At 59.7% G+C, this 25,181-nt stretch carries 24 protein-coding genes; 3 read left to right on the top strand and 21 right to left on the bottom strand.

The window, feature by feature from the left end; all coding sequences use genetic code 11:
• Window positions 1-153 precede the first annotated feature (153 nt).
• The 9 genes from ACA060_RS13110 to ACA060_RS13070 all read right to left on the bottom strand — a co-directional run bounded on the left by ACA060_RS13110 (window position 154) and on the right by ACA060_RS13070 (window position 7,119).
• Entirely contained in the window at window positions 154-411 is a 258-nt protein-coding gene (locus ACA060_RS13110) for a hypothetical protein (RefSeq protein WP_109630600.1), read from the bottom strand.
• Window positions 408-620, bottom strand: a complete 213-nt coding sequence (locus ACA060_RS13105; protein ID WP_109630599.1) for a hypothetical protein — start codon at window positions 618-620, stop codon at window positions 408-410. The genes ACA060_RS13110 and ACA060_RS13105 overlap by 4 nt, the downstream gene beginning before the upstream one ends.
• A gap of 115 nt (window positions 621-735) precedes the next feature.
• Window positions 736-861 carry a hypothetical protein gene (locus tag ACA060_RS13100; RefSeq protein ID WP_497317733.1) on the bottom strand — a complete coding sequence of 42 codons (126 nt, stop codon included), beginning with the start codon at window positions 859-861 and terminating at the stop codon, window positions 736-738.
• Between the two features lie 211 nt (window positions 862-1,072).
• Window positions 1,073-1,252: a hypothetical protein gene (locus ACA060_RS13095; RefSeq protein WP_010459844.1), complete on the bottom strand. Its 180-nt coding sequence runs from the start codon at window positions 1,250-1,252 to the stop codon at window positions 1,073-1,075.
• Between the two features lie 155 nt (window positions 1,253-1,407).
• Window positions 1,408-2,583, bottom strand: a complete 1,176-nt coding sequence (locus ACA060_RS13090) for a lactonase family protein (protein ID WP_497317731.1) — start codon at window positions 2,581-2,583, stop codon at window positions 1,408-1,410.
• Window positions 2,570-2,866 (bottom strand): DUF5629 family protein, encoded by a 297-nt coding sequence (locus ACA060_RS13085; protein WP_497317729.1) that lies wholly within the window; start codon window positions 2,864-2,866, stop codon window positions 2,570-2,572. The genes ACA060_RS13090 and ACA060_RS13085 overlap by 14 nt, the downstream gene beginning before the upstream one ends.
• A gap of 202 nt (window positions 2,867-3,068) precedes the next feature.
• The gene (locus ACA060_RS13080) at window positions 3,069-4,649 is read right to left on the bottom strand and encodes an aldehyde dehydrogenase (NADP(+)) (RefSeq protein ID WP_497317727.1); all 1,581 of its coding nucleotides are present in this window, start codon (window positions 4,647-4,649) and stop codon (window positions 3,069-3,071) included.
• 10 nt (window positions 4,650-4,659) lie between these two features.
• A complete protein-coding gene (gene araD1, locus ACA060_RS13075; RefSeq protein WP_497317725.1) occupies window positions 4,660-5,652 on the bottom strand; it encodes an AraD1 family protein in 993 nt (330 codons plus the stop codon).
• Window positions 5,653-5,796: 144 nt separating this feature from the next.
• Complete coding sequence (locus ACA060_RS13070) at window positions 5,797-7,119, bottom strand: MFS transporter (protein ID WP_109630587.1); 1,323 nt, start codon at window positions 7,117-7,119, stop codon at window positions 5,797-5,799.
• Window positions 7,120-7,312: 193 nt separating this feature from the next.
• Between ACA060_RS13070 and ACA060_RS13065 the strand changes: the two genes are divergently transcribed.
• Together ACA060_RS13065 and ACA060_RS13060 are read left to right on the top strand one after the other, a co-directional pair.
• Complete coding sequence (locus ACA060_RS13065) at window positions 7,313-9,049, top strand: IlvD/Edd family dehydratase (protein ID WP_109630584.1); 1,737 nt, start codon at window positions 7,313-7,315, stop codon at window positions 9,047-9,049.
• A 185-nt stretch (window positions 9,050-9,234) separates the two neighbouring features.
• Window positions 9,235-9,954 carry a FadR/GntR family transcriptional regulator gene (locus tag ACA060_RS13060; protein WP_094467649.1) on the top strand — a complete coding sequence of 240 codons (720 nt, stop codon included), beginning with the start codon at window positions 9,235-9,237 and terminating at the stop codon, window positions 9,952-9,954.
• Between the two features lie 175 nt (window positions 9,955-10,129).
• Here ACA060_RS13060 and ACA060_RS13055 read toward each other — a convergent pair whose 3' ends face one another.
• From ACA060_RS13055 to ACA060_RS13015, 9 genes are all read right to left on the bottom strand, one after another.
• Window positions 10,130-12,514, bottom strand: coding sequence for an efflux RND transporter permease subunit (locus ACA060_RS13055; RefSeq protein WP_109630581.1), 2,385 nt, complete (start codon window positions 12,512-12,514; stop codon window positions 10,130-10,132).
• 28 nt (window positions 12,515-12,542) lie between these two features.
• Window positions 12,543-13,616: a WD40/YVTN/BNR-like repeat-containing protein gene (locus tag ACA060_RS13050; RefSeq protein WP_497317722.1), complete on the bottom strand. Its 1,074-nt coding sequence runs from the start codon at window positions 13,614-13,616 to the stop codon at window positions 12,543-12,545.
• 580 nt (window positions 13,617-14,196) lie between these two features.
• The gene (locus ACA060_RS13045; RefSeq protein ID WP_497317720.1) at window positions 14,197-14,493 is read right to left on the bottom strand and encodes a hypothetical protein; all 297 of its coding nucleotides are present in this window, start codon (window positions 14,491-14,493) and stop codon (window positions 14,197-14,199) included.
• A 339-nt stretch (window positions 14,494-14,832) separates the two neighbouring features.
• Complete coding sequence (gene pepN / locus ACA060_RS13040; RefSeq protein ID WP_497317718.1) at window positions 14,833-17,490, bottom strand: aminopeptidase N; 2,658 nt, start codon at window positions 17,488-17,490, stop codon at window positions 14,833-14,835.
• A gap of 10 nt (window positions 17,491-17,500) precedes the next feature.
• Window positions 17,501-18,331: a DUF2797 domain-containing protein gene (locus tag ACA060_RS13035; protein ID WP_461959140.1), complete on the bottom strand. Its 831-nt coding sequence runs from the start codon at window positions 18,329-18,331 to the stop codon at window positions 17,501-17,503.
• Window positions 18,328-18,588 carry a YeaC family protein gene (locus tag ACA060_RS13030; protein ID WP_090183249.1) on the bottom strand — a complete coding sequence of 87 codons (261 nt, stop codon included), beginning with the start codon at window positions 18,586-18,588 and terminating at the stop codon, window positions 18,328-18,330. Before ACA060_RS13030 ends, ACA060_RS13035 begins: the two co-directional genes overlap by 4 nt.
• Before the next feature lie 30 nt (window positions 18,589-18,618).
• Window positions 18,619-19,488: a rhomboid family intramembrane serine protease gene (locus ACA060_RS13025; protein ID WP_109630566.1), complete on the bottom strand. Its 870-nt coding sequence runs from the start codon at window positions 19,486-19,488 to the stop codon at window positions 18,619-18,621.
• Window positions 19,485-20,459, bottom strand: a complete 975-nt coding sequence (locus tag ACA060_RS13020) for a metallophosphoesterase (RefSeq protein WP_371922079.1) — start codon at window positions 20,457-20,459, stop codon at window positions 19,485-19,487. The genes ACA060_RS13025 and ACA060_RS13020 overlap by 4 nt, the downstream gene beginning before the upstream one ends.
• Window positions 20,456-21,346, bottom strand: a complete 891-nt coding sequence (locus ACA060_RS13015) for an NAD(+) kinase (RefSeq protein ID WP_010459816.1) — start codon at window positions 21,344-21,346, stop codon at window positions 20,456-20,458. Before ACA060_RS13015 ends, ACA060_RS13020 begins: the two co-directional genes overlap by 4 nt.
• 107 nt (window positions 21,347-21,453) lie before the next feature.
• On the opposite strand from ACA060_RS13015, the gene ACA060_RS13010 reads away from it, so the two are divergent.
• Window positions 21,454-22,404 (top strand): DUF1853 family protein, encoded by a 951-nt coding sequence (locus ACA060_RS13010; RefSeq protein ID WP_109630561.1) that lies wholly within the window; start codon window positions 21,454-21,456, stop codon window positions 22,402-22,404.
• Between the two features lie 126 nt (window positions 22,405-22,530).
• On the opposite strand, the gene ACA060_RS13005 is transcribed toward ACA060_RS13010, so the two are convergent.
• The 3 genes from ACA060_RS13005 to ACA060_RS12995 all read right to left on the bottom strand — a co-directional run bounded on the left by ACA060_RS13005 (window position 22,531) and on the right by ACA060_RS12995 (window position 25,017).
• Window positions 22,531-23,814, bottom strand: coding sequence for an arsenic transporter (locus ACA060_RS13005; protein WP_109630559.1), 1,284 nt, complete (start codon window positions 23,812-23,814; stop codon window positions 22,531-22,533).
• A gap of 30 nt (window positions 23,815-23,844) precedes the next feature.
• Window positions 23,845-24,192, bottom strand: a complete 348-nt coding sequence (locus ACA060_RS13000; protein WP_109630556.1) for a metalloregulator ArsR/SmtB family transcription factor — start codon at window positions 24,190-24,192, stop codon at window positions 23,845-23,847.
• A 264-nt stretch (window positions 24,193-24,456) separates the two neighbouring features.
• The gene (locus ACA060_RS12995; RefSeq protein ID WP_497317715.1) at window positions 24,457-25,017 is read right to left on the bottom strand and encodes an NADPH-dependent FMN reductase; all 561 of its coding nucleotides are present in this window, start codon (window positions 25,015-25,017) and stop codon (window positions 24,457-24,459) included.
• Window positions 25,018-25,181 lie beyond the last annotated feature (164 nt).

Here is a 25,181-nt window from a genome sequence, read left to right as displayed (position 1 = left end):
CAATCCCTGTGGCGAGGGGGCTTGCCCCCGTTGGGCCGCGAAGCGGCACCCTACATTTCTTCAGGTGCATAGAGTTTGCAGGATTGACGACTGCTTCGCAGCCGAACGGGGGCAAGCCCCCTCGCCACAATGGATCTCTCTGGCCTGCAGCTCTTAGGCGAACACCTCGCACATTTCCAGAACGGAGCAATCAACCTGGAACGGCCCGAAGAAATCGTCTTGCCGTTTCATGGGCGGATTGCCGGCCAGCAAGCCCAGAGCTTTTGCGGTTTCAATATTACGCGCAAGGTTGTGATTGGCTTCGATGGACCGTGCAACGGAACCCGCCGAGCCCTGCCCTATCCCCAACAGGGAAGAGCCATTGGTCATGAACGCCAGGAAGGCGATGACCCAGAGTTTGCCCCCTTTCATGCCCCTGCCGCTCCCGCCAAGTCTTCGTGATCGACCACCACGTTTTGAGCGCGGTGTTCGAACTGGATGGCGGGATAAGCGACCTGAACGGGTGCTTCAAACGTGTGCTGCGATTGCGCCGAAATGCTGACGACCAGTACCAGGGCCACGTAAAGACCTATGGCCAGGTAGGCGCCGTATTTGGCAGAAGTGATGATTGAGCTGGCCATGGTGTTCTCCGTGGGCATGTTTCAGAGCCCACAGAATCGATCAAAAAAGCTGTGACAACCACTCAGGGTTTTCCATAGTAACCATCAGCTTCATTAATCATTAAGCCAGTCTATTTCAGTCTTCAATAAAACTCATCAAGCGCTCGCGGGCCGCATCCGGCTCGTCTGGAACGGGCTGGGCAGCCGAAAGAATGGGGGCGGAATACAGAAACAGAAGAACCACTGCCAGACGCATCGCCATGCTGTCGATCCTTGTTATTGGAAAAGGAGTCAAAAACTCAGCGTCAAATCTAAACGCAATAGCCATGTGATATCAAGCCGTTGATTGATGGCAATGTGATGCTGTCGTAAACGCGTTATGCAGGAGCGACATCACTCAGGTTTCTCGATGCTTCTCAGCCCGATCGACGCAAGTGACTTCGCTCCTGCATAAAAGGTGCAGGGCTTGAATTTCAGGCTTGGGTCTTGTGATCCAGTGCCGCGTAGAAGTTGGCGCTCTGTTGCAGGTATTTCTGGGTGTAGCTCTGGGCGTGGGATTTTTTGTCGCTGATTTCAACGTTGGCGCTGGCTGGCAGAGCAACGGTGGCAGAGATGGCGGATGCGGCGATGATGGAAAAGAGATTGAAGTTCATGGCGGTATTCCTCGGATTCAGTTGGCTTGCTTGCCCGGTGGGGCCGTGAAGCAAACTTAACCTTCGAGGTTGACGCCTTGAAATCTTTTGTAGCATTAGCAGATATCAGTCTCATTAATACAAGGATGCAGGCCCCATCAACCGGGGCCTGCGGCCTATTGACGCACCAGGAACTTGAGGTCGCTCGGGGCATCCATCGGCAGTTTCTGCACGGTTTTACCCAGCAGACCGCTCTTGGCATCGCGCTCGACCACGACAATCTGGTTGCTCTTCTGATTGGCAATCAGCAAAAACTTGCCGCTCGGGTCGAGGCTGAACTCGCGCGGGTGATCACCTTCCACCGAACGACGCTGCAGCTCCTTGAGATGCCCGCTCGCAGGATCAATGGCAAATACCAGCAACTGATTGGCAGTGCCACGGTTGCTGACGTACAGGAACTTGCCATCGGCCGATGCGTGCAGCGCAGCAGCGGCCTTGTCGGACGTGGGCTGCCCCGCCGCCAGATCAACCATCTGGGTTTGCTCAAGCTTGCCGTTCTGGTGATCGAACACCGCAACCTGCGCGCTCATTTCCATGGTCAGCCAGGCATGTTTGCCATCGGCGCTGAACAACAAATGACGCGGCCCGCTTCCGGCTGGCAACTGGACCGACGCCAGTGGGGCGGCAGTCAACGGCAGCTCCGGATTAGCCTTGGGATCGAAGCGGTAGACAAAGATCTTGTCGGCGCCCAGGTCATTGGAGAATACAAACTTGCCGTCCGGCGACGAAACCGTCGAATGCACATGCGCCGACATCTGCCGCTCGGGATTGACCCGGCTCGACGGGTGACTGCTCATCTGCACCACAGACTTGAGCTTGCCATCGGTGCCCACGGGCAACACCGCCAGGGTGCCACCCGGGTCTTCAACCACGGAATAATTGCTGACGAACAGATGGCTGGCGTCACCGCTGAGGCTTGAGTGCGTCGGCTCGTTGCCCAGGCTCTGCACCTGATTGATCAGGCTCAGTGCATGGGTCTTGGGGTCGATCGCATAACTGCTGACGCGCCCGACCGGGTCTTTCTGGCCCGGGCCATTTTCGTTGACCACGAACAGGCGCTGCTGATCTTTGGACACTGTCATCCACGACGGGTTTTCACTGGTGACCACTTGCAACGGCATAGGGTTGATCTGCCCGGTGTCGCTGTCGAAGTTCAGGCGATAAATCCCCTGGCTCTGCCCCGCCGTGTACGAACCGACCAGCAACTGATACTCGTCGGCCGATGCCACCTCAATGCCCATCGCGCCGAGGCTGCCGGCCATCAACAGTGGCCAGAGCTTATGCATCCTCATTCCCTGCTTCCTCGTCGTCATCACCGCGGAACGCGGTCATGCACACCAACCGGTGCTCGCCGGAAGCTCCGGTGATCAACCAGCTTTGCAGGGTTGGATCGAAGGTTGCGGCCTCGACCTCGGCCGGGGTGAACTCCCAGTGCTTGGACACACGGCCGTCGAGGAGCTCGATGTGCAGATTGTCGTCTTCATCGAGGGAGAATTCGAAGGCGTGCAGCCCGTCGATTTCCACCATATCGCAGTGTTCGAGGGTGGCGAGCAAGGTGTCGGTTGCGGCAGTCATGGCAGTCAATCTTTGAATGGAAAGACGCAATGATAGCTCAATGTGGCAGCGCCCTAGCGCCGACCACAAAACTCGGACACAACGCAGGACAAATGTGGGAGCGGGTTTGCTCGCGAAGGCGGAGTGTCAGTCGACACATGTATTGACTGATACACCGCCTTCGCGAGCAAGCCCGCTCCCACAGGGGTTGTGTGCTTGGCCGTTAGAGGGCGTCGCGGGATGGCTTGCCGTCCACCAGGCGCTGAATGCGCAGTGGATTGGCGTTCTTCAACGGTTCCGGCAACAGGCTGTCCGGATAGTTCTGGAAGCACACCGGACGCAGGAACCGATCAATCGCCAACGTGCCCACCGACGTGCCACGCGCATCGGAAGTCGCTGGATACGGCCCGCCGTGGACCATCGAATCACAGACTTCAACACCCGTCGGATAGCCATTGAGCAGGATCCGCCCGACCTTTTGCTCAAGCAATGCCGTCAACTCGCTGAACTGTTCGAAGTCCGCCGGTTCACCAATGATCGTCGCCGTCAGCTGCCCGTGCAGGCCGTTCAATGCGGCACTGAGTTGCGTCTGATCCACCACTTCGACGAACACCGTGGTCGGGCCGAACACTTCTTCCTGCAGCACTTCATCGCCATTGATCAACAGGCTGACATCGGCTTTGAACAACTGCGGTTGCGCCTGATTGCCTTGCTGCGGATTGCCAGCCAGGTGCTCGATGCCCGGGTGAGCGAGGAGTTTTTGCAGGCCTTTGCCATAGCTGCTCAAGGTTCCGGCGTTGAGCATCGTCTGCGCCGGCTGATCTCCGATGAACCCGGCCACCTGTTGCACGAACGCGGTGAACTGCGGCGAGCGAATACCGATCACCAGACCGGGATTGGTGCAGAACTGTCCGCAACCCTGAACCACCGAAGCGGTCAGGTCACGGGCGACGGTGTCGGCCCGAGCGTCCAGTGCCTGGGGCAACACGATCACCGGGTTGATGCTCGACATCTCGGCGAACACCGGGATGGGTTGTGGACGCGCGGCGGCCATGTCGCACAACGCACGACCACCCTTCAGCGAACCGGTGAAACCGACCGCCTGAATCGCCGGGTGCTTGACCAGCGCTTCGCCGACTCCGCCGCCGTAGATCATGTTGAACACCCCGGCCGGCATGCCGGTTTTTTCCGCCGCGCGAATCAACGCATCAGCCACCTGTTCAGCGGTGGCCATGTGGCCACCGTGAGCCTTGAACACCACCGGGCAACCGGCGGCCAGCGCCGACGCGGTATCACCGCCTGCGGTGGAGAAGGCCAACGGAAAGTTGCTCGCGCCGAACACGGCGACAGGCCCGAGGCCGATTCGGTATTGGCGCAGGTCCGGACGGGGCAGCGGTTGGCGATCCGGCAATGCCTGATCGATTCGCGCGCCGTAGAAATCGCCGCGACGCAGTACTTTGGCGAAGAGTCGCATCTGTGCGCTGGTACGCCCACGCTCGCCTTGAATACGTCCGGCAGGTAACGCAGTTTCGCGGCAGACCACGGCGACAAAGTCATCGCCCAGGGCGTCGAGTTCATCGGCAACCGCATCGAGAAACTGCGCACGACGTTCCGCGCTCAGGCTGCGATAGGCCGGGTAAGCGGCGGCGGCAGCCTTGGCGGCGGCATCGACTTCTTCAGGTGTCGCCTGGAAGAAATCATGAGGTAAAGCCTCGCCGGTGCTAGCGTCGACGCTCTGCATTTTGATGCTGCCGGCAGCGCTGCGCTGGCCGCCGATGTAGTTGTGACCGAGAATCTGGGTCATGGGTGTCTCCTTAAAGGGTGCCGACGGTGCCGGGTTCGAACACTGCTTCAACCGGTGCAATCCCGTTGATCAACGGTGCGCCGAACTCGGCCTGGCTGATCTCGAACACGTCACCCGGCCGGGTGCGAATGCCGTCGGCAAAGGACAGGGTCGCGGTGCCGAAGAAATGAATGTGCACGTCCCCCGGACGCAGGAACTGGCTGTACTTGAAATGGTGGTACTCGAGGTTTTCCAGGCTGTGGCACATGTTGGCCTCGCCGCTGAGGAACTCGTTCTGCCACAGCACTTCACCGTCACGCAGGATGCGACTGGTGCCGGCCAGATGCTGCGGCAGTTCGCCGACGCGCAGCTCCGGACCGTAGCTGCAACTGCGCAGTTTCGAGTGTGCGAGGTAGAGGTAATTCTTGCGCTCCATGACGTGATCGGAAAACTCGTTGCCCACCGCAAAACCGAGGCGATACGGCTTGCCGTCGTGGCCGATGACGTAGAGACCACTGAGTTCAGGCTCTTCACCCGCGTCTTCGGCAAACGGCGGTAGCGGGAACGGTTGACCCGGACGCACGACGATGCTGCCGTCACCCTTGTAAAACCACTCCGGTTGCACGCCGGCCTGACCAGCCGCCGGCTTACCGCCCTCCACGCCCCATTTGAAAATGCGCATGGTGTCGGTCATCGCGGCTTCGTCGCCGGCCTGTTGGTGCATTTTGTCGCGGGCCGAAGCGCTGCCCAGATGGGTCAGGCCGGTGCCGCTGACCAGCATGTGCGCCGGGTCCGGGTGATCCAGCGGTGGCAGGATTCGCAGTTGGGCCAGCAGGTCCGCGTAGTCATGGCTGATGCCCAGACCCAGGGTTTTTACCTGCTGCTCAAGATTGACGCCCGCCTCGATCGCCGCCAGAGCCAGGTCCCGCACCGTTCGCGCGTCCTGCACTTCGCGGATCAGCCCCTCCTCGACCACGCCCACCCGACGCTCGCCGTTACTTAACTCGAATTGAACCAAACGCATGAAATTCTCCTGTCTATTCAAATCACCGCTGTTCCCTGTGGGAGCGAGCCTGCTCGCGATGAGGCCGTCACATCCGACATCAGCGTTGAATGTCAGTCCGTCATCGCGAGCAGGCTCGCTCCCACAGTTGATCGGTGTACATCCTCAGGTACGGGTCGCGCCGCGAGCGCTGGCTGCAAACTGATCCGCTGCCAGCACATGCTTGCGCTCCAGCAACCGATACACCACGCCAGTCAACACCAGCCCGAACACCATCACCCCCGACAGGAAATACAGCCCCGAAGCCAGGTTGCCGGTGTATTCCTTCAGCGCGCCGATCACGAACGGACCGATGTAGCCACCCAGATTGCCCACGGAGTTGATCAACGCAATCCCCGCCGCCGCACTCGCCCCGGCAAAGAAACGACCGGGCAAGGTCCAGAACACCGCGGTGCAGGAAAACAACGCAAACGCCACCAGGCACAACGCCGCGAGTTGCAGCACCGGCACCGTCAGCCAGGCGCTGAGGAACAGACCGATAGCACCCAGCACGTAAAGCACCGCCAAATGGCCGTAGCGATCATTCAAGCGGTCGGAACTGCGCGGGATGATCAGCAACCCCACAATCCCGAAGATGTACGGCACCGATGACACGAAACCGGTCACCAGATCCGTGCCACCAAACTGTTTGATCAACGTCGGCAACCACAGGCCCAGGCCATAGATGCTCAAGGTCACCGGCAGATAAAACAGCGCCAGCAGCAACACGCGTTTGTCTTTCAGGGCGTGCAGCGGATTGCCGTGACGGGTTTGGCCGTATTCTTCCAGGTCTTTTTTCAGCTCACCGGTCAGCCAGTCTTTCTCGGCCTGGTCCATCCATTTCACCTGTTGCGGACCATCCGGCAGGTAACGCAGCACTGGCCAAGTCAGCAGGATCGCCGGGGTGCCGATGACAATGAACAGCCACTGCCAGCCATGCAGACCGAGGATGCCGTCCATGCCGAGCAAGCCGCCGGACACCGGGCCGGTGATCATCATCGCGATAGGTTGGGACAGGATGAACAGCCCGAGGATCTTGCCGCGATGGCGAACCGGGAACCATTGGGTGATGTAGTAGAGGACGCCCGGGAAGAACCCGGCTTCGGCCGCGCCGAGCAGGAAGCGCATGACATAGAAGCTGTGCGGCCCCTGGACGAAGGCCATGCCGATGGTGATGGCGCCCCAGGTGACCATGATCCGCGCAAACCAGCGCCGGGCGCCGAAGCGGTCGAGCATCAGGTTGCTGGGGATTTCCAGCAAGAAGTAGCCAATGAAGAACAACCCTGCTCCAAGGCCATAAGCCGCGTCACCCAAGCCAATGTCGGCGCCCATGTGCAGCTTGGCGAACCCTACGGCGGAGCGATCCACATAGGCGATCAGGTACAGCAGGATCAGGAAGGGAATCAGTTTCAGCGTGATGCGACGAATAAGCCGCAGTTCCTGGCTCATGAGATCGGTCTCCGATTGTTGTTTTTATAGAACCTCGGGGGACGCCTCTCGCTGAAAACAGCCAGGGCCATCCCTCCGTTGAAAGCGACTATATAGTAATACTAATTACCCAACAACACTTCCAAATCGGCAAATTTGAGCTTATGTTACGCCTTAGCTCGAACAATATAGTCATACAATAAGAGAATCGATCATGTCTGATAAGAAACCCAACCTGCGTTCCGCCCAATGGTTTGGCACCGCCGACAAGAACGGCTTCATGTACCGCAGCTGGATGAAGAATCAGGGCATCGCCGACCACCAGTTCCACGGCAAGCCGATCATCGGCATCTGCAACACCTGGTCGGAACTGACCCCGTGCAACGCGCATTTCCGCCAGATCGCGGAACACGTCAAACGCGGCGTGATCGAGGCCGGTGGTTTTCCAGTGGAATTCCCGGTGTTCTCCAACGGCGAATCCAACCTGCGCCCCACCGCCATGCTCACCCGCAACCTGGCGAGCATGGACGTTGAAGAAGCGATTCGTGGCAACCCGATTGATGGCGTGGTCCTGCTGACCGGTTGCGACAAAACCACCCCGGCACTGCTGATGGGCGCGGCCAGTTGCGACGTGCCGGCGATCGTCGTCACCGGCGGGCCGATGCTCAACGGCAAGCACAAAGGCCAGGACATTGGTTCCGGCACCGTGGTCTGGCAGCTCAGCGAACAAGTGAAAGCCGGCACCATCACCATTGACGATTTCCTCGCGGCCGAGGGCGGCATGTCCCGTTCGGCCGGCACCTGCAACACCATGGGCACCGCATCGACTATGGCCTGCATGGCCGAAGCACTGGGCACTTCCCTGCCACACAACGCGGCGATTCCCGCAGTGGATGCACGGCGTTATGTGTTGGCGCACATGTCCGGCATGCGCGCGGTGGAGATGGTCCGCGAAGATCTGCGGCTGTCGAAGATCCTGACCAAGGAAGCTTTCGAAAACGCCATTCGCGTGAACGCCGCCATCGGTGGCTCGACCAACGCCGTGATCCACCTGAAAGCCATCGCCGGTCGCATCGGCGTCGAACTGGACCTGGACGACTGGACCCGCATTGGCCGCGGCATGCCGACCATCGTCGACCTGCAACCGTCCGGGCGTTTCCTGATGGAAGAGTTCTACTACGCCGGCGGCCTGCCTGCCGTGCTGCGCCGCCTCGGTGAAGCCAATCTGATTCCGAACCCGGACGCTCTGACCGTCAACGGCAAGACCCTCGGCGAGAACACCAAGGACGCGCCGATCTATGGTCAGGACGAAGTGATCCGCACCCTCGACAACCCGATCCGCGCCGACGGCGGCATCTGCGTGCTGCGCGGCAACCTCGCGCCACTCGGTGCGGTGCTCAAACCTTCCGCCGCCAGTGCCGAACTGATGCAACATCGCGGGCGTGCCGTGGTGTTCGAGAACTTCGACATGTACAAGGCGCGGATCAACGATCCGGAACTGGACGTCGATGCCAACTCGATTCTGGTGATGAAGAACTGCGGGCCGAAGGGTTATCCGGGCATGGCTGAAGTCGGCAACATGGGCTTGCCGGCCAAGCTGCTGGCTCAGGGCGTGACGGACATGGTGCGCATTTCCGACGCACGCATGAGCGGCACGGCGTACGGCACGGTGGTTTTGCACGTTGCCCCGGAAGCAGCGGCCGGCGGGCCTTTGGCGACGGTGAAGGAAGGCGACTGGATTGAGCTAGATTGCGCCAACGGGCGTTTGCACCTGGATATTCCGGATGCGGAACTGGCGGCGCGCATGGCTGATCTGCAACCGCCGCAAAATCTGATCGTGGGCGGTTATCGCCAGCTGTACATCGACCATGTGCTGCAAGCGGATCAGGGTTGCGATTTCGACTTCCTGGTCGGCTGCCGCGGCTCCGAAGTGCCCCGCCACTCCCACTAATCACATCAGTCCCCTGTGGGAGCGGGCTTGCTCGCGAAAGCGGTAGTGCATTCAGCATTTTTGTTGACTGACACACCGCCTTCGCGAGCAAGCCCGCTCCCACATTGATTTGCACTTGCCTCAAGATTGCGCCGCGCCTGCTATCATGCGCGGCATCTCCATCGCACAGGATCGCGCCGTTCCCCATGGATTACCGCAAACCCTCCGACCGCAAAAGCATGCACTCGCGCATCGTCCAGGAACTGGGCATGCAGATCGTTTCCGGACGCTTCAAGCCGTGTGACAAACTGCCCGCCGAAGCCCTGCTGTGCGAGGAGTACGCGGTCAGCCGCCCGGTGCTGCGCGAAGCCACCCGCGTGCTGGTTGCCAAAGGCCTGGTGTATTCCCGCCCCCGGGTCGGCACCGTGGTCAAGCAGCGCAAGGAATGGCACATGCTCGATCCGGATGTGTTGCACTGGCTGATGCAAAGCAGCCCGCAAAATGAATTCTTCGATTTGCTGACCAGCGTGCGCAGCATCATCGAACCCGCTGCCGCCGCCCTCGCTGCGCAATTCGCCACCGACGCCGACATCGCCTCCATCGGCGAAGCCTACCAGCGCATGGAAGCCGCGCCGACGCCTGAAGCGCTGTTGCAGCCCGACCTGGATTTCCACAGCCGCATTGCCGACGCGACCCACAACGACCTGTTGGCCAACCTGTGCAACATGCTGTCGGTGGCGATTGCTGAAGCGCTGAAGCATTCCAACCAGCGGCCGAACCTGCATGAACTGGCGCTGCCTCGGCACAAGGCGATCCTCACTGCGATCGAAAACCGTGATGCGCTGGGTGCGCGGCATGCGACCCTCGTACAGCTTGATGATGCGCGCAGCGCGCTGAACGTCGTGCTGGGCACCGATCCCTCCTAACACCACAACTCCAATGTGGGAGCGAGCCTGCTCGCGATGGCAATTTCACATTCAACATTGATGTTGGCTGGTAGACCGCCATCGCGAGCAGGCTCGCTCCCACAGGGGCCGGTGTGAATCTTCAGATGAAAAAAAGCCGCAACCAGGGTTGCGGCTTTTTTGTTTCAGCCAGGGATCAGTGAGCGAACAACGAGTTGCCCTTCTGCCCCGCCAGTTTCTCCGGCTTGATCAGGAACCGCGCCAGCGCTGGCAACAGCCACAATGCGCCGAACATGTTCCACAGCAGCATAAAGGTCAGCATCAGGCCCATGTCAGCCTGGAACTTGATGGCCGAGAAGATCCAGGTGCACACGCCGATCGCCAGGCACAGGCCGGTGAACAGCACGGCTTTACCGGTGGACTTCAGCGTCTGGTAGTAGGCTTCTTGCAACGGCAGGCCCGCACGCAGGAAGGTTTCCAGACGGCTATAGATGTAGATGCCGTAGTCCACGCCAATCCCTACCCCCAGCGCCACCACCGGCAAGGTCGCGACTTTCACGCCGATGCCCATGAAGGCCATCAGGGCGTTGCCGAGTACCGAGGTCAGCACCAGCGGCAGCACGATGCACAAGGTCGCCGCCCAGGAGCGGAAGGTGATCATGCACATGGTAGCGACGCAGATGTAGACGAGGATCAGGATGGTCAGCTCGGATTCCTTGATCACCTCGTTAGTGGCCGCCTCGATGCCGGCGTTACCCGCCGCGAGGATGAATTCCAGGCCGTCCTTGTTGTTTTCCTTGGCGAAGTCCTGCACCGCATGCACCGCGCGGTCCAGCGTTGCGGCCTTGTGGTCATTGAGGAACACCAGCACCGGCGCCAGGGAGCAGCTGTTGTTGTACAAGCCATCGGCACGGGCGATGGAGTTGTTCAGGACGTCAGGGTTGCGCGACAGGGTTTCCCATTTCAGGTTGCCCTCGTTCATGCCCTTGATCATCTGCTTGGATACAGTCACCAGGGAAATCGCCGACTGCACGCCCTCGGTGTTCTGCATCTTCCACATCAGCTCGTCGATCGGCGCCATGGCTTCGTAGCGCGAGCAGCCTTCGGACTTGGTCTTGACCATTACCACCAACACGTCGGAGCTGGTGGAGTAGTTGCTGATGATGAAGTTGTTGTCCTTGTTGTAGCGCGAGTCAGGACGAAGCTCCGGAGCACCTTGGTCAAGGTCGCCGATCTTCAGGTTCTGGCTGTACCAGAGGCCGCCACCAAAGGCCAACAAGGCCAGGACGATCGACACCGGTGCGACTTTCGGGCTGGCAAAGCCCGACAGCAGGCGCCAGAACGGGTGTTCGCGGTGTGCGTCTTTCTTGCTGCGTTCGACGGCGCGCTTGCTGATGCCGACGTAGGAGATCGCCACCGGCAGCAGGATCAGGTTGGTGAACACGATCACCGCCACACCAATGGAGGCGCCGATGGCCAGCTCGCGAATCACACCGATGTCGATGATCAGCAGCGTGATGAAGCCCACGGCGTCCGCGAGGATCGCGATCATCCCCGGCAGGAACAGCTGACGGAACGTGCGTCGTGCGGCAGTCAAGGCGTTGTCCGCTTCGCTGGACTGCAAGGCGATGCCGTTGATCTTCTGCACGCCATGGGAAATACCGATGGCGAAGATCAGGAACGGCACCAGCATCGAATACGGATCAAGCCCGAAACCAAAGAAGTGCATCAAGCCCAGCTGCCAGACCACCGCCACCAGCGTCGTACTCAACACCGCCACGGTGCTGCGCATGCAGTTGGTGAACCAGTACAGCAGGATCAGGGTGATGATGAAGGCGACGCCGAAGAACATCACCACCATGACCAGACCATCAATCAGGTCGCCGACTTTCTTGGCGAAACCGACGATGTGGATCTGCACGTTAGGGTTCTGCGCTTCAAACTTGTCGCGGATCTTTTCTTCCAGCTCGTGGGAGAACTTGCGGTAATCCAGTGCCAGCAACTTGCCCTGGTCCTGCGGGTCCGGGTAGGACTCCAACAGCGGGATGTCGACGATGCTCGACTTGAAGTCGTTGGCCACCAGACGCCCGACCTGACCGGACTTGAGCACGTTGTTGCGCAGCAGGTCGAGGCTTTGCTGGGAGCCGTTGTAGCTCTGCGGGATCACTTCGCCACCGGCGAAGCCCTCCTCCGTCACCTCGGTCCAGCGTACGCTCGGGCTCCACAGCGACTTGAGGCCGGAACGGTCGACGCCGGAAATGTAGAACACCTCGTCGTTGATCTGACGCAGGGTCTCCATGTACTCCTTGGAGAAAATGTCACCATCGGTGGCTTCAACGGAAATGCGCACCGTGTTGCCCAGGTTCGCCAGATCGTTACGGTGTTCCATCATCTTTTGAATGAAGGGATGATCCAGGGGAATCATTTTTTCGAAACTGGTGGACGGCCGGATCAGCGTCGCCTGCCAGAACAGGAAGATGCTGACCAGCAGGCAGATGACGATCACTGCCGGGCGGTTGTTGAAAATCAGGCGCTCAAGAAACGTCGCCTTGTCTTGATGATGACTGCTCAAGGATGTCATAGACCCGCCTTCTTATTATTTGCCCGGCTCATTGGGACGACCCGTTTTTGCCATTCTCGGCGCTGGCGCCGGTTAGCGAGGTGACGCGAACGCCGCCCTGTCCTGCCAGGATCAGATTGCCGTTGCCTGCTGCCGTCACTGCCGAAACGGATATACGATCCGGACGGTTGAATACGCTGAAGGTTTCGCCGTTGTCGTTGCTGCGGATCACCGAGCCGCCGTTGCCGACGATCACGATAGAGCCGTCGTCGAGCAGCGTTGCGCCGGACAGGCCAAATTCCAGCGCACCTCGCGCAGCCTTGAGCTCGACCGGCTCCCAGGTGGTGCCGAAATCGGTGGAGCGAAACAGATTGCCGCGCAACCCGTAGGCCAGCAGCGTGTTGGCTTGAGCCGTGCCGATCACGCCGAACAGCGAACCTTCGTACGGGCCTTCAAGCTTTTCCCAGGTCTGGCCCCAGTCGACGGAGCGGAACATGCTGCCCTGCTCGCCGACGATGAACAGCCCGGCATCCTTGACCGCTGCAATGCCGTTGAGGTGGTACTGGTCTTCGTTGTCGAGACGATCGCTGACATCTTCCCAGTGCTTGCCACCGTCAGTGGTGGCCATCAACGCACCGTAGGCGCCCACGGCAAAGCCGCTGTTGACGTCCTGGAACCAGACGTCGAGCAGCGGCGATTCGCGTTTCAGGTCTTCGAATTGCTTGGTCCAGGTGACGCCACCGTCCTCGCTGGCGAGGATCTGTGCGTCATGGCCGACGGCCCAGCCATGTTTGTCATCGACGAAAAACACCGACGTCAGCAGTTGCCGGGTGGGCACCTTGGCCTGGGTCCAGGTCGCGCCCTGGTCATCGGAATACAGAATGTGCCCGCGATCCCCGACCGCCACCAGGCGCTTGCCGGCGTGCACGACGTCGAGCATCAGGCTCTTGCTGGCTTTGGCAGATTCAACGGCATAAACAATGTCGGACGCTGGCGCCGCAGCGGCCAACGCAGGTGCCGACAGCACGGCACAACCCAACAGCGAGAGCGCTGTGGCCAGCAACGCGAACTTGCGTAATGCCGGCGGGCGGCAAATACCCACACCCATGACAGGCTCACTCATAGACCTTCCCCCATTATTATTGTTAGGTCGTTCAACCTTTCAGGGCGCCGTAAGGGGTCCCATCGGGATTGCCTGTTCTGGAGCATAGTCCTGAAATGCGCAATCTAGAGCCCCTTCGGAAGCTGGCTTATCCTATCGGGGTTTGGAAAGGTCTGACAATCGACGCCACGTTATGTTTTGTTAACTGGGGCGGAATGCGGTTTGGGTGAATGATTGGGTATCAGGTGGGGTGATTGGGGTTTCTTTGGTGTTCGGTGTTCGGTGTTCGGTGTTCGGTGTACATATCCGTTTCTTCGGTAACGGCGACTTATGGTTTCGCTCTTACAGCGACTCACTTTTCCAGACGCCGAAAAGTAAGCAAAAGGCTTCGCCCCGGCGTACGGCGCCTCGCTGAGGCTCCGCGTTCCCTCGCTACGGTGTCCATCAGGGGGCATCGCCTACGGTCTGCTTCGCGACGACCTCCTCTCGATGTGTGCGGCTTCGCCGCACGGCGCTACGCGCCTAACCCCCTGATGAACACCTACGCTCGGCCTGCCGAAGGGGCGAGAGATCAAGATCAAGATCAAGATCAAGATCAACGTCAAAAGCCAAAGCCAAAGCCAAAGCCAAAGCCAAAGCCAAAGCCAAAGCCAAAGCCAAAGCCAAAGCCAAAGCCAAAGCCAAAGCCAAAGCCAAAAGGATCATAGCCATCTAGAAGCTTGCGTACATCCGCAAGAACAGGTCGGCTGTCAGGCCGCCATCGCTGGCAGGCCAGCTCCCACAATGGACCGACGTGCGCCTTCCGCTTCTCACCACTCATCAGGCCGAGCGTTAGCTCGCCTTCAGCTTTTGATCTTGATCTGCCCGCCCCTTCGGGAGGCTGAGTGGAGGTGTTCATCCGGGAAGTGGCGCGAAGCGCCGTTCGACGCAGTCGAACACGCTGCATGTAGGTCGTCGCGAAGCAGACCGGAGGGCAGTGTCCCCGGATGGATACCGGAGCGAAGGTACGCCGAGCCTAGGCGAGGGGCCGGACGCTCGGGGCGAGCCTTTTTTTGCTTACTTTTTTTTGGCGTTTGAAAAAAAAGTGAGTCGCCGTAAGGGCGAAACCGCCAGCCGCCGTAACCGCAGGAATGGATATGTACCCGGTCAACCACAACATGGTCGGCCCGAAGGCCGCCATCGCTGGCAAGCCAGCTCCCACAGGGCCCAAGTGAACCCTGAGGGAGCATCGCCAGACTCAGGCCAGGCTCTTGCTGACCACCTCAAACACATCGCTGGACAGCTGACCCGAAGCACGAATCCGCTCCAACTCACCCTTCATCAACGCCTGACGCGCATCGTCGTATTTGCGCCAGCGAGTCAACGGCGCCAGTTGGCGAGAGGCGATCTGCGGGTTAAACCCGTTCAACTCAATCACCAGATCCGCCAGGAAACGATACCCGGAACCGTCAGCCGCATGGAAGTTGATCAGATTCTGCCCGGCAAACGCACCGACCAGCGCCCGCACCTTGTTCGGGTTCTTGATATTGAACGCCGGATGTTCCATCAACTGACGAACACGTTCCAGACCACCTGGCAACGTGCTGCCCGCCTGGACACTGAACCACTGATCCATGACCAGCGGATTGTCCTTGAAGTGCTCGGCAAAATTCCCCAGTGCCTTGGCTTTATCCTCTTCGAATGAAGAGTTGACCAACACCGCCAAGGCCGTCAGGCGCTCGGTCATATTGTCGCTAGTCTCAAACTGCTCAAGAGTGGCAGCCAACACTTCCGGCTTGCCGCTGAGCATCAGGTAAGACAACGCAATGTTCTGCAACGCGCGGCGGGCGAAGTGCTCGGCCTCGGCCACGTACGGGGTTTTCTTCGACAGATCGCGGTTGGCCTGATAACGCAGCCACAGCGCTTCGAACAAACCTTCAGCCAATTGCTTACGGGCAAACTCGCGAGCGAAATGGATGGCATCGACGTCTGCCACTTCGCTGATTTCAGTCAGGTACGCCTCGCCCGGCAGGGAAAGCATTTCCGCCACCATCGCCTGGTCCAGCGTCTCGTCGGACAGCACGGTGCGCAAGGCCGAAATCAGGCGCTGATCCAGCACCAGTTTCTCGCCCTTCTGCTGCTGAGCGATCAGCTCTTGCAGCACCTGCACCGACAATTGCTGACCGGCATCCCAGCGGTTGAAACCGTCGCTGTCATGCTGCATCAGGAACATCAGCTGATCGCGGTTGTACGGGAAGCTCAGTTTCACCGGTGCCGAGAAGCCGCGCAGCAACGATGGCAGTGGCTGTTCAGCGATGTCGACGAAAGTGAAGGTCTGCTCGGCTTCGGTCACCGAAATGACCCGCGAGGTGCCCTGATCACGGTCTTCACCGGAAAGACGCAACGCAATGGCCGCACCTTTCGAATCCAGCAGGCCCAATTCCACAGGAATCACGAACGGCAGTTTTTCAACCTTGTCCGGGGTCGCCGGGCAGCTCTGGCGGAAAGTCAGGCTGTAGGTTTTCGCGGCGGCGTCGTAAGACTCGCTCACCGCCAGACGCGGCGTGCCGGCCTGGCTGTACCAGCGTTTGAACTGGGTCAGGTCGACACCGTTGGCATCTTCCATGGCCTTGATGAAGTCGTCGCAGGTCACGGCCTGGCCGTCATGACGTTCGAAGTACAGGTCGCTGCCTTTGCGGAAGCCTTCGGCGCCGAGCAAGGTGTGGATCATGCCGACCACTTCCGAACCCTTTTCGTACACGGTCAGGGTATAGAAGTTGGAAATCTCGATGAAGCTGTCCGGGCGCACGGCGTGAGCCATCGGACCTGCGTCTTCGGCGAACTGGTGAGTACGCAGGTACGCCACGTCCTGGATGCGCTTCACGGTGGCCGAGTTCATGTCGGCAGAGAAGCCCGAATCGCGGAACACGGTGAAGCCTTCCTTGAGCGACAACTGGAACCAGTCGCGGCAGGTCACGCGGTTGCCCGACCAGTTGTGGAAGTATTCGTGAGCGACGATCGCTTCGACACGCTGGTGCGCAGCGTCGGTCGCGGTTTCGGCGCGGGCCAGCACGGCGCTGGAGTTGAAGATGTTGAGACCTTTGTTCTCCATCGCGCCCATGTTGAAGTCGTTGACCGCGACGATCATGAAGATGTCCAGATCGTACTCGCGACCGTAGACCTCTTCGTCCCAGCGCATCGACTTCTTAAGGCTGTTCATGGCGTGCTGGCATTTGTCGATGTTTTCCGGCTCGACGTAAATGCGCAGCGCCACCGAGCGTTCGCTCATGGTGGTGAAGGTGTCTTCGACGCACCACAAGTCACCGGCCACCAGCGCGAACAGGTACGCCGGTTTCTTGAACGGGTCCTCCCAGGTCGCCCAGTGCCGGCCCTCTTCACCAGGACCTGAGGCAATCGGGTTGCCGTTGGACAGCAACACTGGATAGCTGTGCTGCTCGGCGACCACCGTGGTGGTGAACGTACTCATCACGTCCGGGCGGTCGAGGTAATAAGTGATCTTGCGGAAGCCTTCGGCCTCGCACTGGGTGCAGAACATCGTGCCGGATTTGTACAAACCTTCCAGCGCAGTGTTGGTTTCCGGGTGGATCCTGACGCTGGTATCGACCGTGAAGGTGGTGCTGGTCGGGTGCAGGGTCAGGTGGTTTTCGGTCAGCTGATAATCGGCGTCGCTCAACTCGCGGTCAGCCAGGGTGACCGACAGCAGTTCGAGTTGCTGGCCATCCAGCACCAGCGGCGGCAGGCCCGGGCCGCGCTCGGGATTGCGGCGCATCACCAGTTGCGCATGGACCAGGCTGTGGTCCTCGAACAACTCGAAGGTCAGGTGCGTCTCGTCGATCAGGTACTCGGGCGCCTGATAGTCCTTCAGGTAAATCATCTTCGGTTGTTCGGTGCGCATGCTGGAGTCCTTACTGATGCACGGCGAGCTGATAAGCCGTGTACTTACGAATATTGATGACGCCGGTGTCGAAAATCAGGTATTGGCCCTTGATCCCCAACAGCGTGCCTTCGGCAATCGGATTCTTGTCCAGGTTGAAGCTGACGATTTTGGCCGGGTATTGCTCGACCGGATAGCGGATTTCGAGGACGTCTACATCGGCAATAGTCTGGATCGCTTGTAGGCCGAATCGTTCCTGCAAACCTTGCAAACCTTCGGCGCAGCTGTCGAACAACTGATCGCGAACCTCAGCCAGGTTCACCGACACCGCGTCGCCCTTGAGCAAAGCACGCCAGTTGGTCTTGTCCGCCACCTGACTGCGGAACAGGTCTTCGACGAACCCCGACTGCTGACGGGTCGAGACGCGCATGATCGGCAAGGCCTGACGGGCACCCTGGTCGATCCATCGAGTCGGCAACTGCGTGGCGCGGGTAATCCCCACTTTCACCCCGGATGAATTCGACAGATACACAATGTGATCGGTCATGCAGAACTTCTCGCCCCACTCTGGCTCACGGCAGGTGCCAGCATCGTAATGGCACCGCTCCGGGCTCATGATGCAGAGGTCACACTGTGCCAGTTTGGTCATGCACGGATAGCAATAACCCTGACTGAAACTGGTTTTGGTCTTGCGCCCGCAATGGGAGCAATGGATCGCCCCCAGGTATTCCAGACGCACCGTGGAGCCGATCAATGGATTGACCGGTACCTCGACGTCATCCAGACGAAACGCGTACTGCACGTCCGGCCCGTCAAGGCGCGCCGACATTTTGCTGATTGCACCGCGGCCAATCTCAATCAATGGACGGCATCCGACTTGAACAGGATATTTGGCACGCTGATCGACTTCGAGCTGCATTCCTGCGGGCCCATGTAGCCGGTACGTTCTTCCTCGGGCAGGTTCTGGATTTCCCAGGCGATCATCGCTTGCAACGACAGTTCACGCTGCTCGGCGGTGAGTTTGCCACCGTCGGACCATTTGCCGATCTCCACTGCCAGTTTCAGGCTCTGGTAGATATCGGGGGTGATGTTCTGGATCATTTCGTTAAAAGAGGACATCAAGGGCTCCGCTCTTTAATACATAACTGATTAGACGGCCAGTTTACGGCGGTTGTACAAACCACCCAACAAACCGGTCAAGCATCCGACGAGCAACCCGCTGACATGGGCCGCGTTGGCGATTTCACCGAAACCGATCATCGAGACCAGCCCCGACAGGCACACCACTAGCCACACCAGCATCATCACCAGCACGCCACGCGGCAGGCGATAAGCCGGGTTCGGCGACAACAACTGGAAAATCCAGCAATGCCCGAGCAGGCCGTAAAGCACCCCGGACAACCCGCCGAACAGGGTCGGGCCGCTGAAAACGAACTGGGTGTAGTTGGACACCAGGCTGAAGAGCAAGGTCAGGCCGATCAGGTTGATGCTGCCCTGGCGCGACTCAATGCGCCGGCCCAGCTCCCAGTACCACATGCCGTTCATGGCCAGGTGCAGGATGCCGAAATGGATCAGCATCGGCGTCACCAGACGCCACCACTGCCCCGCCGCCAGGCTGTCAGCCAGGGGAACAAAATGGATGTACTCGCCGACGATGCGAAAATCGAGAAAGGTCAGCCAGCGCAGCGTGTCGAGATTTTCACCCAGCAGCGTCACCGCACCAACGATCAGACTCAGCAGCAACACCAGCGCAGTCGCCTTGGCGTGGCGCAGTTGCTCGACGAAACCGGGTCGCCTGGTGGTTTGTGCGACGGGAATATCCAGCTGCTGATCAGGGTCGCCCGCCGGGAAACGTTCATATAAGGAACGCACGTCTTCGCTGATATTGGCCGGCACCCACAGCACCTGCTCGCCGGACTCTTCGCTGACCCGATGCGGCACCTGCATGCGTTGCAGCAGTTTGACGAACCCGCTCAAATCCACTGCCAGCGGCAGGCGTAGAACAGCAACGGTACTCATCGCAACACCTCCGGCCGCTCGACATCGACCCAGACAAATTTGTGCGGATCGAGACGGGTTTCCTGATCCAGGCGATAGGCGACCAGTTTGCCGTAGAGCACCGCGCTGTAATCCAGGCAGGCCAGGTTCGGACGAATCGGTGCCGGCTTGCCGCTGCGCCAGTAGTGACCGACAAACAGCAGCGGCTCATCGACGCCATAACGCAGCAAGGTGTTTTTTTCCGTGGACGACAGGGGCGTCTGGGCCACGGGTTCGGGCAAGGCGTCAGGCTGGAACACAATGTCTCCGTAGGTTTGCGGGTCGTCTTCCCAGAATTTGGTGCGGAAGAACGAACGCGTCAGGCCATCGCCGCTGGTCATGGTCAACCCGTGGGGCAGACGCATGTCGGTGCCGCGCAGCAAGCGATCGAATACCGTGCAGGCGAAACTGCCCGGCACGGCCGAGGCCTGGAGGAAATGCTCATCGACGCAACCGTCGGGGAACAGCGCGCGCAGCGGTTCGATCAGGCCGGAATCCCAGCAGGCGTGCACCACGCGGAATCGTCCGGCGTCCACAAACAATGGCAATTCGTAGAACCATTGCTGGAAGTCATGCCAGTCGCCGGGATGATCTTCAAACTGGGTCAGGGTTTCACCGAGCAGGCGTGCGTGGCGTGGCGTGTGTTCGCGCACGAACTGCTTGCCGCTGCCCGGCGGCGCCGGCGTGGCCCAGCCGAGGGCGTTGAATTCATGGTTGCCCATGATGCACAGCGCCTGACCGGCCTCGACCATGTCGTGAACGATGTGCAGCGCCTCGCGAATCCGCGGGCCGCGGTCGATGATGTCACCGACAAACACCGCCATGCGCGATGGATGCCGCCAGACGCCACCTTGTTTGTGATAACCGAGCCGGTCGAGCAAGTGCTCAAGGGTCAGAGCGCAACCGTGCACGTCACCGATCAGGTCGTAGCTACGCGCGGGATCGAGCATCAGTCGCCTCCACCACCCAACCGGCTGCCCCAGCCAAGCTTGGTCCGGCAGACCTCATAGTAGTTGTGGTCGAGCGGGTGAATCAGCCGCAGTTTCTGGGCTTTTTTGCTGATGGTGATGGTGTCGCCTGGGGCGCAGGTGAAATGGTTCTGCCCGTCACAGGAGACTTGCGGGTAAATCTGCATATCTTTGGACACGACGATTTTCAGCTCACTGTTGCCATCGACCACAATCGGTCTACCCGACAAGGTATGGGGGTACATCGGCACAATCACAATAGCGTCGAGCTTGGGATGCATGATCGGCCCGCCCGCCGACAGCGCGTAAGCGGTCGAACCAGTGGGCGTGGCGACGATCAGGCCGTCGGCCTTCTGGCTGCAGACGAACTGGCCGTCGATGTACAGCTCGAATTCGATCATCCGCGTGGATTTGCCGGGGTGCAGCACCACGTCGTTCAGCGCGTCGCCCTGGCCAATGGCCTCGGCGTGGCGGCGAACTTCGGCTTGCAGCAGGAAGCGGTTTTCCACCAGGTAGTGGCCGTCGAGCACTTCGGCGACTTTGACTTCCAGCTCATCCGGGCGAATATCGGTCAGGAAACCGAGGCTGCCGCGGTTGATGCCGAGTACGGGGATATTGTGTCGGGCCAAGGCACGCGCGGCGCCCAGCAGGCTGCCGTCACCGCCGACCACAATCACCATGTCACATACTTCACCGAGCATCTTGCGTGACGAGGTTTGCAGGCCATGACCGGGCAGGACTTCGGCGATGGTGTCTTCGAGGATCACGTGCAGGTGACGATCGAGCAGAAACCGTTTCAGTCGGCGGACGGTATCCAGCACCTGCGAACTGCCCAGGCGACCGATGATGCCGATATTACGAAATTGCTCCATGAGGTTCCTGCGCGACGGTGAAAAACACGATTATGGGCGAAAGCGCGGGATAGACAAAATCCTTTCAGCCACAAGGGTGTACTCATGTTTAGGGCTATGCTCGCAAGATGATCCTATTTCCCGATTTGCTCCAGTTACCCCACCAGTTGCGCCACCCCGAAGTGCGCGACCTGGCCTGGGTCATCCTCGCGCCGCCGATGCTCGACGAGACGCCGTGGCCGCAGCGTCACCCGCTGGCCGGCAGTGACTGGGTGCAGGCACCGGAACGGCTGGAGCTTTGGCTTCGGCAACTGGACCGGGACAGTTATGACTTGCTGCACTGGCTGGCGCAGGCCAGGACGCGGCGACTGGGCTTGTATTACGAACGGCTGTGGCAATACGCCGTGCGCCATGCGCCGGGGATCGATTTGATTGCCGCCAACATGCCGATCCGCCGCGAAGGCCATACGCTGGGCGAGCTGGATATGCTGCTGCGCGATCGCGACGGTGTGCATCACCTGGAACTGGCGATCAAACTTTATCTGGGGCCGCAGAACGGTGACGGACGCGACACGGCGCAGTGGCTGGGGCCGGGTTGCCATGACCGGTTGGATCGTAAACTGGCGCATTTGACCCAGCATCAATTGCCGATTTCCGCTCGCCCCGAGAGTCGCGAGGTGCTGGCGGCGCTGGATATTCAGCAGTTCAGCGCGCATCTGTGGCTGGGCGGCTATCTGTTGTATCCGTGGCCAGGACAAGCCGAACCACCCAACGGCGCGCATCCGCAGCATTTGCGCGGCAGCTGGTTGCATCAGAAGGATTGGGCCGATTTTGTCGTGCAACGCCCGTTCGGCCGTTGGCAACCCCTGCCCCGCCATGCCTGGCTGGCGCCGGCGCATTATCCGGTGGATCAGACCTGGAACACGGCGCAGCTGAAAGCGTGGCTCAGTGATCTGGAGCCTTTGGCCCCGGCGCAACTGATGGTGCGGCTGATCGAGAATGCAGACGGGGACTGGGAGGAAGCGGAGCGGTTGTTTCTGGTGGCGGATCTTTGGCCGAATGTGCCGGGTAGTGGGTGATATTTGTGGTGTCTGGACTGGCCTCATCGCGGGCAAGCCCGCTCCCACAGGTCTTGTGTCGTTCGCCGAGTTTGCATTCGACAAATCCTGTGGGAGCGAGCTTGCTCGCGATGAGGCCACCTCGATCTAAATGGATAACCGCAACGCCAAAGCCGCCAACGTCACCAACAATACCGGCACCGTCAACACAATCCCGACCTTGAAGTAATACCCCCAGCCAATCTGAATATTCTTGCGTTGCAGCACGTGCAACCACAACAACGTCGCCAGGCTGCCGATCGGCGTGATTTTCGGCCCCAGGTCGCTGCCAATGACGTTGGCATAAATCATCGCTTCCTTCACCACCCCGGTGGCCTGGCTCGCATCGATCGACAGCAAGCCAATCAACACCGTCGGCAGGTTGTTCATCATCGACGACAACAGCGCCGTCAGCACGCCCGTGCCCATGGCCGCGCCCCAAATGCCGTATTGGGCGAACCCGTCCAGCCACCCCGCCAGATACCCGGTGAGCCCGGCATTGCGCAGGCCATACACCACCAGGTACATGCCCAGCGAGAAAATCACGATCTGCCACGGCGCTTCTTTCATCACCTTGCGCGTGGAGATCTTGTGGCCACGGGCGGCGATGGCCAGCAGCAATGCGGCACACACGGCGGAAATGGCGCTGATCGGAATGCCCAATGGCTCAAGGGCAAAGCAGCCGAGCAGAAGAATCACCAGCACCGCCCAACCCGCATAAAACGTCGCCTTGTCGTGGATTGCGGTCGACGGATGCTCAAGTTGTTCGGGGTCGTAAGCCTTGGGAATGTCGCGACGGAAAAACCACATCAGCATCGCCAGCGTGGCGGCAACACTGACGAAGTTGACCGGAATCATGACCGCCGCGTAACGGTTGAAGGTGATATTGAAGAAGTCCGCCGAAACGATGTTCACCAGGTTAGACACCACCAGCGGCAGGCTCGCGGTGTCGGCAATGAACCCGGCACCCATCACGAATGCCAGGGTCGCCGCCGGGGAAAAGCGCAACGCCAGCAGCATGGAAATCACGATGGGCGTCAGAATCAGTGCGGCGCCGTCATTGGCGAACAACGCGGACACCAGTGCCCCGAGCAACACCATATAAGCAAAGAGCTTGCGTCCGCTGCCTCGCCCCCAACGGGCCACATGCAAGGCTGCCCAGGCAAAGAACCCTGCCTCATCCAACAGCAGACTGATGATGATCAGCGCCACGAAAGTGCCGGTGGCGTTCCAGATGATCTGCCACACGATTGGAATGTCACCCAGGTGCACCACCCCGAAAATCAGCGCCAGCACGGCGCCGAATGTCGCACTCCAGCCAACACCCAGGCCTTTGGGTTGCCAGATCACCAAGGTGATGGTCAGCAGAAAAATCAGCGACGCTATGAGCATGCGGAGCAGCCTTCAAAGAAAAAATCGGAGTTAGCAGCAGCGAACGGGGCGATCAGCCATTGCCTGCAATCGGTCAACATCAGCGGCCAGCCAGTCAGCGTGATCGGCCAGTGCGCCCTGTAACAGCGTGATTACCCAAGGCGACAATTGAGGGTGCAGGCGATAAAAAACCCATTGCCCCTGACGGCGGTCTGCGAGCAGGCCATGGCTGCGCAACTGCGCCAGATGACGGGAGATTTTTGGCTGACTGAGGTCCAGCCCGGCCGTCAATTCACACACGCACAACTCGCCTTCGCGGGCGATCAACAGTGCGATGCGACTGCGGGTGTCATCGGCCAGGGCCTTGAAAATATCGACAGGACTATGGGAGCTGGACATGAGGAGACACGCCTCTGGACAAACGAGGCGTGAATATATGGAATTTCGAATATGCAGTAAAGCAAAGACTGAATAACCGAACTCTGTAGTAGCGCCCTGTGGCGAGGGGATTTATCCCCGTTCGGCTGCGAAGCAGTCGTAAAACCTGAACGCACGGTCTATCTGATGCACCGCGTTGCTTGATTTAGCGACTGCTTCGCAGCCGAACGGGGATAAATCCCCTCGCCACAAGGCACCTGTTACAAGGGATATCCTGCGTTTGGGTCACTCTTTCTTGTGTTGCTCGACCCACTTGCCATATGCATCGATGAACTTCTGCAAGAACGGCTTTACCGACTCGGACAATTTGCCCGCCTCATCAAACGCCGATCCAGCACCGCTCAGGTAGGCTTCCGGCTGCTGCATGCACGGCACATCCAGAAACACCATGGATTGGCGCAAGTGATGGTTGGCGCCAAACCCGCCGACAGCGCCTGGCGAAACACTGATCACCGCCCCCGGTTTGCCACTCCAGGCGCTCTTGCCATACGGACGCGAACCCACGTCGATCGCATTCTTCAGCGGTGCCGGCACCGAGCGGTTGTATTCGGGGGTGACGAACAGCACTGCGTCGGATGAACTCACTTGTTGTCGGAAAGTGCTGTAGGCTGCCGGCGGTGAAGCGCCATCAATGTCTTCGTTGTAGAGCGCCAGGTCGCCGATTTCGACGATGGTGAGCTTGAGATTGGCAGGCGCCAGGTCGGCCAGGGCCAGCGCAACCTTGCGGTTGATCGATTCCTTTCTCAAGCTGCCGACCAGTACGGCGATCGTATAGACGTTGCTCATGGAAGACTCTCGACTGTTCGATGGAAAGACTTGTAGTTATAGATGACGATTCACCCAGTGGGCTGTTGAATTTGCCGCCCCTGACTATTTTTTTCCTGTAGGAAAACTTACTTCGCTTAACCACGGTCTACAGAACCGCAAATTGAGTGATTTATCTCCAGAGG

It is taken from the genome of Pseudomonas sp. LBUM1671, assembly GCF_059695685.1.
The sequence above is the reverse complement of the archived record's forward strand: the minus strand, read 5'-3'. Positions and strand labels throughout refer to the sequence as shown.

Bases quoted from the DNA above. Each gene is read 5' to 3' on its own strand.
- ACA060_RS13110 (WP_109630600.1), bottom strand. From the start codon at position 411: ATGAAAGGGGGCAAACTCTGGGTCATCGCCTTCCTGGCGTTCATGACC.
- ACA060_RS13105 (WP_109630599.1), bottom strand. From the start codon at position 620: ATGGCCAGCTCAATCATCACTTCTGCCAAATACGGCGCCTACCTGGCC.
- ACA060_RS13100 (WP_497317733.1), bottom strand. From the start codon at position 861: ATGGCGATGCGTCTGGCAGTGGTTCTTCTGTTTCTGTATTCCGCCCCC.
- ACA060_RS13095 (WP_010459844.1), bottom strand. From the start codon at position 1,252: ATGAACTTCAATCTCTTTTCCATCATCGCCGCATCCGCCATCTCTGCC.
- ACA060_RS13090 (WP_497317731.1), bottom strand. From the start codon at position 2,583: ATGAGGATGCATAAGCTCTGGCCACTGTTGATGGCCGGCAGCCTCGGC.
- ACA060_RS13085 (WP_497317729.1), bottom strand. From the start codon at position 2,866: ATGACTGCCGCAACCGACACCTTGCTCGCCACCCTCGAACACTGCGAT.
- ACA060_RS13080 (WP_497317727.1), bottom strand. From the start codon at position 4,649: ATGACCCAGATTCTCGGTCACAACTACATCGGCGGCCAGCGCAGCGCT.
- araD1 (WP_497317725.1), bottom strand. From the start codon at position 5,652: ATGCGTTTGGTTCAATTCGAGTTAAGTAACGGCGAGCGTCGGGTGGGC.
- ACA060_RS13070 (WP_109630587.1), bottom strand. From the start codon at position 7,119: ATGAGCCAGGAACTGCGGCTTATTCGTCGCATCACGCTGAAACTGATT.
- ACA060_RS13065 (WP_109630584.1), top strand. From the start codon at position 7,313: ATGTCTGATAAGAAACCCAACCTGCGTTCCGCCCAATGGTTTGGCACC.
- ACA060_RS13060 (WP_094467649.1), top strand. From the start codon at position 9,235: ATGGATTACCGCAAACCCTCCGACCGCAAAAGCATGCACTCGCGCATC.
- ACA060_RS13055 (WP_109630581.1), bottom strand. From the start codon at position 12,514: ATGACATCCTTGAGCAGTCATCATCAAGACAAGGCGACGTTTCTTGAG.
- ACA060_RS13050 (WP_497317722.1), bottom strand. From the start codon at position 13,616: ATGAGTGAGCCTGTCATGGGTGTGGGTATTTGCCGCCCGCCGGCATTA.
- ACA060_RS13045 (WP_497317720.1), bottom strand. From the start codon at position 14,493: ATGAACACCTCCACTCAGCCTCCCGAAGGGGCGGGCAGATCAAGATCA.
- pepN (WP_497317718.1), bottom strand. From the start codon at position 17,490: ATGCGCACCGAACAACCGAAGATGATTTACCTGAAGGACTATCAGGCG.
- ACA060_RS13030 (WP_090183249.1), bottom strand. From the start codon at position 18,588: ATGTCCTCTTTTAACGAAATGATCCAGAACATCACCCCCGATATCTAC.
- ACA060_RS13025 (WP_109630566.1), bottom strand. From the start codon at position 19,488: ATGAGTACCGTTGCTGTTCTACGCCTGCCGCTGGCAGTGGATTTGAGC.
- ACA060_RS13015 (WP_010459816.1), bottom strand. From the start codon at position 21,346: ATGGAGCAATTTCGTAATATCGGCATCATCGGTCGCCTGGGCAGTTCG.
- ACA060_RS13010 (WP_109630561.1), top strand. From the start codon at position 21,454: ATGATCCTATTTCCCGATTTGCTCCAGTTACCCCACCAGTTGCGCCAC.
- ACA060_RS13005 (WP_109630559.1), bottom strand. From the start codon at position 23,814: ATGCTCATAGCGTCGCTGATTTTTCTGCTGACCATCACCTTGGTGATC.
- ACA060_RS13000 (WP_109630556.1), bottom strand. From the start codon at position 24,192: ATGTCCAGCTCCCATAGTCCTGTCGATATTTTCAAGGCCCTGGCCGAT.
- ACA060_RS12995 (WP_497317715.1), bottom strand. From the start codon at position 25,017: ATGAGCAACGTCTATACGATCGCCGTACTGGTCGGCAGCTTGAGAAAG.